Origin of the sequence: Nocardiopsis halotolerans DSM 44410, from assembly GCF_000341065.1 — a bacterium.
Taxonomy (GTDB): domain Bacteria; phylum Actinomycetota; class Actinomycetes; order Streptosporangiales; family Streptosporangiaceae; genus Nocardiopsis; species Nocardiopsis halotolerans.
Genome location: NZ_ANAX01000367.1, coordinates 1 through 9798, shown reverse-complemented (window position 1 = coordinate 9798; position 9798 = coordinate 1). Strand labels below are relative to the sequence as shown.

Sequence of the window (9798 nt, the reverse complement as noted above, 5' to 3'; positions counted from 1 at the left end):
CCTCCACCCGCAGCAGGTGGGCCTCGTTCTCGACGGCGCGCAGGGCGAAGCGGGCGCCGTTGCGGTAGGCCTGGGCCAGGACGGTGAAGAGCGCCACCATGCCCGCGACGCAGGCCGCCAGGGCGCGGACGTCGCCGGAGACGATGGCCCAGTCGATGGTCAGGCCGATGGCGACGGGGACGAGGGCCTCGGCGACCTGGTGCAGGGAGAGCAGGGCCACGCCGAGGGTGACGTGGAGGCGGTTGCGCCGCAGGGTGCGCCCGCGAAGGGCGCGCACGCTGGCGGGAGGCTCCCCAGTGGGGGTTCGCGGGGAGCGCCGTTCGCGTTCGGCTTCGGGGGCGGCGACGGCGCTCACGTGGCGTGCCCGCTCGGCGCGGGGCGCACGGCCCCGTACAGACGTGTGCTCATCCGATGTCGTACCCCTCCGCCGTGTCGTACCCGGGCCAGGTTAGTGCGCCGGTCGTCCCCGCCGGTGCCCCGGTGGCCGGGACCCGGACCCACCATGCCACGCCAACCTTGGTTAGGCTAACCTTGCCCGAGTCGACAACGGTCACCGGCGCCAGAAACCGGACGACCCGGACGTACCCGAAACCCTCCGAACCGACCGAAGGGGCCGCGCCTTGCGCATCAGTTATCCGAGCCGCCGCGCCATGATCCGCACCCGCGTGGCGCGCGTCGAGCGGACCACCGAGCACTTCCTCACGGTGACGCTCACCGGCGAGGAGCTGGCCGGACTGGAGTTCCTGGGACTGGACCAGTGCACGCGGATCCTCTTCCCCCGGCCCGGCCAGGACACGCTGAACATGCCCGCCACCGGCGACGACGGCGACGCCAACGGGTGGGTGGCCGAGTTCCGCGCCATGCCCGACGACCGTCGCCCGCACGTGCGCAACTACACGATCCGCCGTTTCGACCCGGAGGCGCTGGAACTGGACATCGAGTTCGTCGCGCACGGGGACGAGGGGCCGGCGTCGGCGTGGGCGCTGTCCGCCCGGCCCGGGGACGAACTGGGGCTCTACCCCGAGGGCGTCTACTACCTGCCCACCGAGGGCACGGACTGGCACCTGCTGGTGGGCGACGAGAGCGCCGTCCCCGCGCTGCTGTCCATCCTCGAACAGGCCCCGGCCGACCTGCGGGGGCTGGCGTTCCTGGAGGTACCCTCCCCCGACGACGTCCGCCCCGTCCGCGCCCCGGCCGGGGTGGAGGTGCACTGGCTGCCGCGCACGGACGCGCACGCCGTCCCCGGGCGGCTGGCGCTGGAGACCGTGCGCGCCGCCGAGCTCCCCGAGGGCCGCCCCTACTGCTTCGTGGCCGGGGAGAACGCCCTGCCCACCGAGCTGCGCCGCACGCTGGTCCGTGAGCGCGGGGTGCCCAAGGACGACATCGCCTTCATCGGGTACTGGCGCCACGGCGTGGAGGCCTACCCGTGATGGTGTGACGCTCCCCACTTCCATGGCCGCGCAACGCCTGACGCGCGTTCACCGAACCTCACCGGAGAAGGCTCCCTCCGGGCGTCGGACGACCTCTCCGAGCGCCCCGACATGGGCTTGCGCGAAGCCGCCCCCTCCACCACCATGGCCTGTGCTTAGGCAAGGCTAAGCTGACCCACCGACGAATGAGGCCACATGAACCCCGGTCCGCTGACCCGCCGCGGCACGATCGCCGCCGGTGCGCTGTCCCTCCTGCTCCTCACCGCCTGCGGCGCCCAGAACACCGGCTCCGAAGGGGGCGGGACGGACGGCGAGGTCGCCGAGGGTTACCCGGTCACCGTCGAGACCCTGTTCGGGGACGTGACCATCGAGGACAAGCCGACCAACGTCGTCGCCACGGGCTGGTCCGACGCCGAGACCGCCCTCGCCCTGGGNGGGCCAGCCGGTCGGCGTGGCCGACTGGCAGGCCTACGGCGGCACAGGCGTGGGCCCCTGGGCGGCCGACCTGTTCGACGAGGAACCGGTCATGGTCGGCACCATGGAGCCCAACCTGGAGGCGATCGCCTCCCTGGAGCCCGACGTCATCCTCGACACCCGCTCCGACAACAGCCAGGAGCGCCACGACCTGCTCTCCCCGGTGGCCCCGGTGGTCGGACCGCCGCCCGGGGTGGAGGTCACCTACGGCACCACCTGGCAGCAGCAGACCCGCCAGGTCGCCCGGGTGCTCGGCGAGGAGGAGCGCGGCGAGGAGCTCATCACCGAGCTGGAGGGCCGCTTCGCCCAGATCCGCGAGGACAACCCCGGGTTCGCGGACACGACCATCGCGGTCGGCGCCTACTACGACGGCCAGTACGGCGCCTACGTCCCCGGCGACTCGCGGGTGGACCTGCTCCAGGACCTCGGGTTCCAGTACAAGTCCGAGATCACCGAGATGGCCGACGGCGCGTTCTACGTGGACCTGAGCCCGGAGCTGGTGGAGGTCCTGGACGCGGACCTGACCGTCATCTTCCCCATCGGCGACACCGCGGAGTTCCTGCACGAGGACCCGGTCCTCCAGAGCGTCCCCTCCGCGGAGGACGGCCGCATGATCATCCTGGACGACCCGGAACTGGCCAACGCCTTCTCCAGCGGCTCGACCCTGGGCGTCTCCCACGCCCTGGACGGGATCGTCCCCCTGATCCAGGAGGCCCTGGAGGGCTGAGGCGCCGACCCGCCGAACCGTCACCGGGCCCCGTGGAACACGCGTTCCGCGGGGCCCGCGCGTGCGGGGTCAGGGGCGGAAGACGACCTTGAACACGTCGTCCCGCTTCTTCTGGAACCTCTCGTAGGCCAGCGAGGCGGCGTCCAGACCCACGTGGTGGCTGGCGAAGTCGTCCACGCCCAGGACGTCGGAGTCCTCCAGCAGCGGCAGGATCTCCGGGACCCAACGACGCACGTTGGCCTGCCCCATGCGCAGCTGGATCTGCTTGTCGAAGAGCGTGAGCATCGGGATCGGGTCGGTCATGCCCCCGTACACGCCGATCAGGGACACGGTCCCGCCGCGCCGCACCAGTTCGATGGCGGTCCGCAACGCGGCCAGCCGGTCCACCCCCATCGTCCTCATCATCCTGGCCGCCGCGCCCCTGGGCATGAGGTTGGCCATCCGCTGGGCGGCCTTCGCCGTGCCGTGCCCGGACGCCTCCATGCCGACCGCGTCGATGACCGCGTCCGGGCCGCGCCCGTCGGTGCGGTCACGGATCTCCTGGACCACCTCGTCGGTGCCCCTGGCGGAGTCCAACACCTCCGCGCCCCATGCGGCGGCGCGGGCCCGCCGCTCGGGCACCGGGTCCACGCCGAACACCTTCTCCGCGCCCAGGTGCCTGGCGACACGGCAGGACATGTCGCCGATCGGCCCCAGGCCCAGGACCGCCACCGATCCGCCCTGGGGCACGTCGGCGTAGCGGACGGCCTGCCACGCGGTCGGCAACACGTCGGACAGGAACAGGTAGCGGTCGTCGGGTCCCTGCTCGGGCACGGGGATCGCGGTGCTCTCGGCGCGCGGGACCCGCAGGTACTCGGCCTGCCCGCCGGGCACCGCGCCGTAGAGTTTGCTGTAGCCGAAGAGCGCGGCGCCCATGCCCTGCGCCTCGACCTGGGTGTTCTCGCACTGGCTCTGGAGACCCGTCTCACACATGAGGCAGTGCCCGCAGGAGATCTGGAAGGGGACGACGACCCGCTGGCCGGGGGCCAGGGAGGTGACGGCGGGGCCGACGTCCTCGACCACGCCCATGGGCTCGTGCCCGAGGATGTCCCCGGGGGTCATGAACGGGCCGAGTACCTCGTACAGGTGCAGGTCCGAGCCGCACAGTCCCGAACTGGTGACCCGGATGACCGCGTCACCGGGCTCCTCGATCCGGGGGTCGGGGACGTTCGCGGTGCCGACGTCCCGGGTTCCGTTCCACACCACTGCCTTCATGGTTCCCCCTGGTCTCACGAACGGTGGTGGTCGGGGAGCCCGCGGCCCCCTGGGCTGCCCTCACCCACTACCCGGGGCACGTCGGAGGAAACGGGCTCACCACGTCGGTTCCGAGGTGTCCCTGACCGGGGTGTCCTCGGCACGGGAACCGGGAGCCCCCCGGTCGGCGGTGGCGGGGCTGTGCGCGTGCTGTGTCGGAGGCGGTTCCGTGTCGTCATCGGCGCCCGCGCCCTCCGGTGGGATACGCAGGGCGAGCAGCGCGACGTCGTCGCCGCCGGGATCGATGCGGACGAGGAGCTCGTCGAGGAAGTCCTCGACGTCGTGCCGGGCCAGCTCGGCCGCGTGGCGGCGCAGGTTGTCCAGGCCCGTGTCGATGGGGTGGTCACGGCTCTCGACCAGGCCGTCGGTGTAGAACAGCAGGGTGGACCGTGCCGGGATCTCCTCACGGGCGTCGGGCCACTCCAGTCCCATGTGCAGGGTGGCGCTCATGCCCAGGAGGGGACCGTGTCCGCCCTCGAGGTAGCGGGTGCGGCCGTCGGCGGTGACGAGCAGCGGCGGGGGGTGCCCGGCGTTGACCCAGTGCAGGTGCCAGGGCCCGCCCTCGGGGCCCTCGACACGGGCGAAGACGGCGGTGGCCATGGGGGCGTCACTGGTGTTGGTCATGGCCTCGTCCAACCGCCGCATGATCAGACTGGGGGGTTCCTGGCGGTCCCAGGCCAGGGCACGCAGCATGTTGCGGACCTCGGCCATGTGCGCCGCGGCCCGGAGGTCGTGGCCGACCACGTCGCCGATGACCATGGCCATGACGCCGTCACCGAGGAGGAAGGCGTCGTACCAGTCTCCGCCGATCTCGGCGACCTGCTGCGCGGGCTGGTAGCGGGCGGCCATCCGGAGGTGGTCGACCTGGGGCAGGGGCGTCAGGAGCTGGCGCTGCATGGTCTCGGCGACGTGGCGCTGCCGTTCGAAGAGCTGGATGTTCTCCATCGCCAGACCGGCGCGTCGGGCGATGTCGCCCAGCACGAGGACCTCGGCGTCGGTGTAGGCGGGCTGCCGACCGGTGCGGGCCACGGTCAGCACGCCGAGGACCTGTCTTCGGGTGTACAGCGGCACCACCACCGCGGAGTGCCCGCCCAGGCGGTCGAACAGTTGTCGCTGTGCCCGGGCGAGCGGCTCGTCCGACTCACCCGCCAGGTCCCGTGCGTCGAGCAGGACGGGCTGGGTTCTGCGCAGAACGCGCACCAGCGCCGCGTGGGGGGTGGGCGGCAGCGGCGACAGCGGGCCCTTCAGGGAGTCGGCCGCGTCCCGGTCCTCGGGGATGTGCGCGGCGACGCGCCGCATCTCCTCCCCCTGTCCGGCCGTGACCAGGTCGACCACCGCCCAGTCACCCAGTTCCGGCACCAGCAGCCGGACCAGTCTGTCCAGCATCTCGCCGCTGTCCAGGGTGGCGATGAGGAGCGCGGAGACCTCCGCCACCATGCTCAGCCGGGCGGTGAGCTCCTCCAGGGCCGCCAGGTGCGCCGCGGTCTGCTCGGCGGCGTCGCGGTGCGCCTTGAAGTTACGGAAGACGATGACCGCGCCGTACAGGCGTCCCTCGCGCCGGAGGGGGGTGGCCGCCCAGATGACGGGCACGAGCGTTCCGTCGCCCCGGAGGTAGAACTCGTCGCTTCCCTCGGCTGGCCGGCCGGTGTCGAGCACGGCCAGGACGGGGCACTCCTCCCGTGGCATCCCGCTCCCGTCCGAACGACGGTGGAGCAGGGCGTGCAGGTCACGGCCCAGCATCCGTTCCTCGGGCCGGTCGAGGATCCGTTGCGCGTAGGGGTTGGCGACGGTGGCGCGGCCCGTGGTGTCGACGACGAACGTGCCCGCGCCCAGGTTGTCGAACACCGCGCGCAACAGGTCGGCCTCCAGTGGCCAGCCGGTGCCACTCATCGCCCCTACCTCCGGGTCCTCCGATCCCGCCGGACTCGGCCGGGGGCGCTCGCGGGGTCCGTACACCCACGCTCCCCTGGCACGACCGTGACCGGCGGGGCCCAGTCTGCCCCGCCAGCCAGCCCAAGGAGGGCATTGCGCCGTCAGCGGCATGTCATGCGGCACCGGACGGGAGGATCCCGTCGACGCCGTACCCGCTGACCCCGCGAGGGTGCGCGCCCGGGCGTGAGGGCGTAGCCTGCACCGCAACCGGGACGAAAGGAGAGCACATGGAAGGCGGGGAGGAGCTGCCCGAGCGCAGCCAGCGGGTGGCCGACGCCCTGGAGGCGTTCGGCGCGCGGGGACGGGTGCGTGAGTTGCCCGCCTCCACGCGCACGGCCGCCGAGGCGGCCGAGGCGCTGGGGTGCGAGGTCGGCGCGATCGCCAACAGCCTGGTGTTCATGGCCGATGACAGGCCGTTGCTGGTGATGACCAGCGGTCGGCACCGGGTGGAGGTGAGGCTGCTCGCCGAGCGCCTGGGCAGGAGGGTGATCCGGCGTGCCAGGCCCGAGGAGGTACGCGCCGCCACCGGCCAGGCCATCGGCNGTGGCGCCCCTGGGGCACCCCGAGCCGGTGGAGACCGTGGTGGACACCGCGCTGGAGGAGTACCCCCGGCTGTGGGCTGCGGGCGGGACCCTGAACACCATCTTCCCGACCGACTACGCCGAGCTGGTGAAGATGACGAACGGTACGCCCTCCGCCGTCAACTGAGGGCCGGAGGACGCCCGCTAGCGTCGGGGCGAACCGCCGGATCCGCGCGGAGGGAGGGACGGCTGATGGCCAACCGCCCGGTGTGCTCACGCCAGGACCGAACCACCAAGGTGTCCGCCGTGGTCCGGGAGGGCACCACGACCACACGGGTCACCGGGTCGTCCACGATCCGTGCGTGGGACGAACGGTCGTGGCTGGGCGGTGAGACGACGGTCGGTAGGGCGCGGCACACCGCCACCTCCCACTCCCAGAGCACGCTCGCGGCGCAGCTGAGTTTTCCCGCGCGGCCCGAGGTCCCGCCCAGGATCGCGCTGTGGGCCGGGGTCGCCCTGCTCGTGCTCTGCGCTCCGTACGTGTTCCTGCTCGGGGTCCTCGGCGGCGTGCCCGCCGCGATCACCGCTCTGGTCCTGCGCTGGTGGCTGGGCAGGGACTGGAGGACCACGCTCGTCGTGTCCGGCGCGGTCCTCGTCCTCGTGGGAGCGGTCGTCCACGGCGTCGGGAGCCTGTTCGACGGAGTGGACGCGTTCCTCTCCTTCCCGGCCTCCCTGGTCGCGATGGCCACCATGGCCGGGGCGGGTGTCGCGCTGGTCCTGTGGGACGCGCGCAGCACCGGGGAGATCAGGAACCGGGACGAGCCCCTCAGGGCCCACGCGTGGCGGGTCTGGCAGCGGCTGTACTTCTGCTCCCGCGACGACGTGGTCTTCGACGCCGCCTCCGGCGCCCACTGCCCTCCCCACGCGGTGCGGCAGCTCATCGGGTACCCGGTCAGAACGTGACGGCCCGGGTCGGGCGCGGCCCGGGACCACGCCCCGCGAGCCCCCCATCAGGGCGGACGGTGCCAGAATGCGGGTGTGAGACACCAGAACCCGGAGAAGCCGGACCCCGCGCAGGACGCCCCGAAGGTCAGCCCGCCCAAGAGCAGCGCGGCGGGGCTCCCCGCCGTACTCAACAGCGTCCGCCACCTCGGCGAGCAGACGGGGGTGCGGCGCGGTCTGCCCGCGATGCTCGCGATCAACCAGAAGCGCGGCTTCGACTGCCCCGGTTGTGCCTGGCCCGAGGGGGACAGGCGGCACCGGGCCGAGTTCTGTGAGAACGGCGCCAAGGCCGTCGCCGAGGAGGCCACCGCCAAGGCGCTGACCGCCGAGTTCTTCGGAAGGCACTCGGTGGCCGACCTCGCCGACCGCTCCGGCTACTGGCTTGGCCAGCAGGGGCGCCTCACCGAGCCGCTGTACCTGGCCGAGGGCGCCACGCACTACGAGCCGATCGGTTGGGACCGCGCCCTGGACCTGGTCGCCGAGGACCTCAGGGCGCTGGACTCCCCCGACGAGGCGGTCTTCTACACCTCCGGGCGCACCAGCAACGAGGCGGCGTTCTGCTACCAGTTGTTCGCCCGCGCGCTCGGCACCAACAACCTTCCCGACTGCTCCAACATGTGCCACGAGTCGTCCGGGTCGGCCCTGACCGAGACCCTGGGCGTGGGCAAGGGCAGCGTGTCCCTGGAGGACCTGCGCGAGGCCGACCTCATCATCGTGGCCGGGCAGAACCCCGGTACCAACCACCCGCGCATGCTCACCGCCCTGGAGAGGGCGAAGAAGGCGGGGACGCGGATCGTCACCGTCAACCCGCTGCCCGAGGCGGGGATGCGCGAGTTCCGCAACCCCCAGCGCGCGGGCGGCCTGCTGGGGCGCGGCACCGAACTGACCGACCTGTTCGCGCAGATCCGCCTGGGCGGCGACCTCGCCCTGTTCTCCGCCCTCAACCGCCTGCTGCTGGAGGCCGACGAGCGCGGCGAACAGGTTCTGGACCGGGAGTTCGTCACCACGCACACCCACGGGTTCGAGGAGTTCGCCAAGACGCTGTTGGCCGAACCGGACGAGGAGTTCTGGCCGCGCACCGAGCGGGCCACCGGGCTGGGCCGGGAGCTGATCGAGCGCATCGCCGCGATGGTCACCGCCTCGGAGCGGATCGTGGTGTGCTGGGCGATGGGCCTGACCCAGCACCGGCACTCGGTGCCCACCATCCGCGAGGTGGTCAACTTCCTGCTGCTGCGCGGCAACGTGGGCCGCCCCGGCGCGGGCGTGTGCCCGGTGCGCGGCCACTCCAACGTGCAGGGCGACCGCACGATGGGGATCTTCGAGCGCCCCGCGGACGCGTTCCTGGACGCCTTGGGCGCCGAGTTCGGGTTCGCGCCGCCGCGCGAGCACGGGTACGACACCGTCAACGCCATCCGCGCCATGGCCGACGGTGACGTCCGGGTGTTCTTCGCGATGGGCGGCAACTTCGTCTCGGCCACACCCGACACCCTGGTCACCGAGGACGCCATGCGCCGGGTGGGGTTGACGGTGCACGTGTCCACCAAGCTGAACCGCTCGCACGTGGTGACGGGGACACGGGCGCTGATCCTGCCCGCGCTGGGGCGCAGTGACCGCGACCTGCGCGGCGGCCAGCCCCGGTGGGTGACGGTGGAGGACTCCATGGGGAAGGTACACGCCTCCCACGGGGTGCTCCCGCCGTTGTCGGAGGGCATGCGCTCGGAGGTGGACATCATCTGCGACCTGGCCCGGCGCGTGCTCGGCGACGTCCCGGTGGCGTGGTCGGAGCTGGCCGACTACGACCGGGTGCGCGAGCACGTGGCCGCGGTCGTGCCGGGGTTCGAGGACTTCAACGCCCGTGCGCGGCGCCCCGGAGGGTTCACCCTGCCGCACGCCCCGCGCGACGACCGGCGCTTCCCCACCGCGACCGGGCTGGCCAACTTCACGGTGAACGGCACGTACGCGCCGGAGGTCCCCGAGGGGCGGCTGCTGTTGCAGACGCTGCGCTCGCACGACCAGTACAACACCACGGTGTACGGCCTCGACGACCGCTACCGCGGTGTCACCGGTGGTCGCCGGGTGGTCCTGGTCCACCCCGAGGACGCCCGGGAGCTGGGGCTGGCCGACGGCTCGTACACCGACATCGTGGGCGAGTGGCGGGACGGCAGGGAGCGGCGCGCGGCGCACTTCCGGGTCGTGTACTACCCGACGGCTCGCGGGTGTGCGGCCTCCTACTTCCCCGAGACGAACGTGCTGGTGCCGCTGGACTCCACGGCCGAGGTGAGCAACACGCCGACGTCGAAGTCGGTGGTGGTGCGGTTCGAGCCGGACTCCGGCGCCGACGCCGTCTGATGCGGTGACCGGAACGGTCCACCGGCCCGCCCTGTGGCGCCTAGATGAGTGAGTCCGATGTCTTCAGTGG

The 9798-nt window shown here is 72.6% G+C and carries 5 protein-coding genes and 3 pseudogenes; 5 read left to right on the top strand and 3 right to left on the bottom strand.

Annotation, left to right across the window (positions count from 1 at the left end):
- A pseudogene (locus D455_RS31830) lies at positions 1 to 355 on the bottom strand (ABC transporter ATP-binding protein); the annotation flags it as partial.
- Between the two features lie 295 nt (positions 356 to 650).
- Here D455_RS31830 and D455_RS0126775 point away from each other — a divergent pair.
- Positions 651 to 1430, top strand: a complete 780-nt coding sequence (locus D455_RS0126775; RefSeq protein WP_017573741.1) for a siderophore-interacting protein — start codon at positions 651 to 653, stop codon at positions 1428 to 1430.
- Positions 1431 to 1625: 195 nt separating this feature from the next.
- A pseudogene (locus D455_RS31825) lies at positions 1626 to 2631 on the top strand (ABC transporter substrate-binding protein).
- Positions 2632 to 2700: 69 nt separating this feature from the next.
- Here the strand turns inward: D455_RS31825 and D455_RS0126765 are convergent.
- Together D455_RS0126765 and D455_RS0126760 are read right to left on the bottom strand one after the other, a co-directional pair.
- Positions 2701 to 3885, bottom strand: a complete 1185-nt coding sequence (locus D455_RS0126765) for an alcohol dehydrogenase catalytic domain-containing protein (protein WP_026123016.1) — start codon at positions 3883 to 3885, stop codon at positions 2701 to 2703.
- A 96-nt stretch (positions 3886 to 3981) separates the two neighbouring features.
- Positions 3982 to 5814, bottom strand: a complete 1833-nt coding sequence (locus D455_RS0126760) for a SpoIIE family protein phosphatase (protein ID WP_017573738.1) — start codon at positions 5812 to 5814, stop codon at positions 3982 to 3984.
- Between the two features lie 269 nt (positions 5815 to 6083).
- Here D455_RS0126760 and D455_RS31820 point away from each other — a divergent pair.
- The 3 genes and pseudogenes from D455_RS31820 to D455_RS0126740 all read left to right on the top strand — a co-directional run bounded on the left by D455_RS31820 (position 6084) and on the right by D455_RS0126740 (position 9728).
- Positions 6084 to 6564: pseudogene (locus D455_RS31820) on the top strand (YbaK/EbsC family protein).
- A 65-nt stretch (positions 6565 to 6629) separates the two neighbouring features.
- Positions 6630 to 7340 carry a hypothetical protein gene (locus D455_RS0126745; RefSeq protein ID WP_017573735.1) on the top strand — a complete coding sequence of 237 codons (711 nt, stop codon included), beginning with the start codon at positions 6630 to 6632 and terminating at the stop codon, positions 7338 to 7340.
- A 75-nt stretch (positions 7341 to 7415) separates the two neighbouring features.
- Positions 7416 to 9728 carry an FdhF/YdeP family oxidoreductase gene (locus tag D455_RS0126740; protein WP_017573734.1) on the top strand — a complete coding sequence of 771 codons (2313 nt, stop codon included), beginning with the start codon at positions 7416 to 7418 and terminating at the stop codon, positions 9726 to 9728.
- Positions 9729 to 9798 lie beyond the last annotated feature (70 nt).

Bases quoted from the DNA above. Each gene is read 5' to 3' on its own strand.
- D455_RS0126745 (WP_017573735.1), top strand. From the start codon at position 6,630: ATGGCCAACCGCCCGGTGTGCTCACGCCAGGACCGAACCACCAAGGTG.
- D455_RS0126760 (WP_017573738.1), bottom strand. From the start codon at position 5,814: ATGAGTGGCACCGGCTGGCCACTGGAGGCCGACCTGTTGCGCGCGGTG.
- D455_RS0126775 (WP_017573741.1), top strand. From the start codon at position 651: ATGATCCGCACCCGCGTGGCGCGCGTCGAGCGGACCACCGAGCACTTC.
- D455_RS0126765 (WP_026123016.1), bottom strand. From the start codon at position 3,885: ATGAAGGCAGTGGTGTGGAACGGAACCCGGGACGTCGGCACCGCGAAC.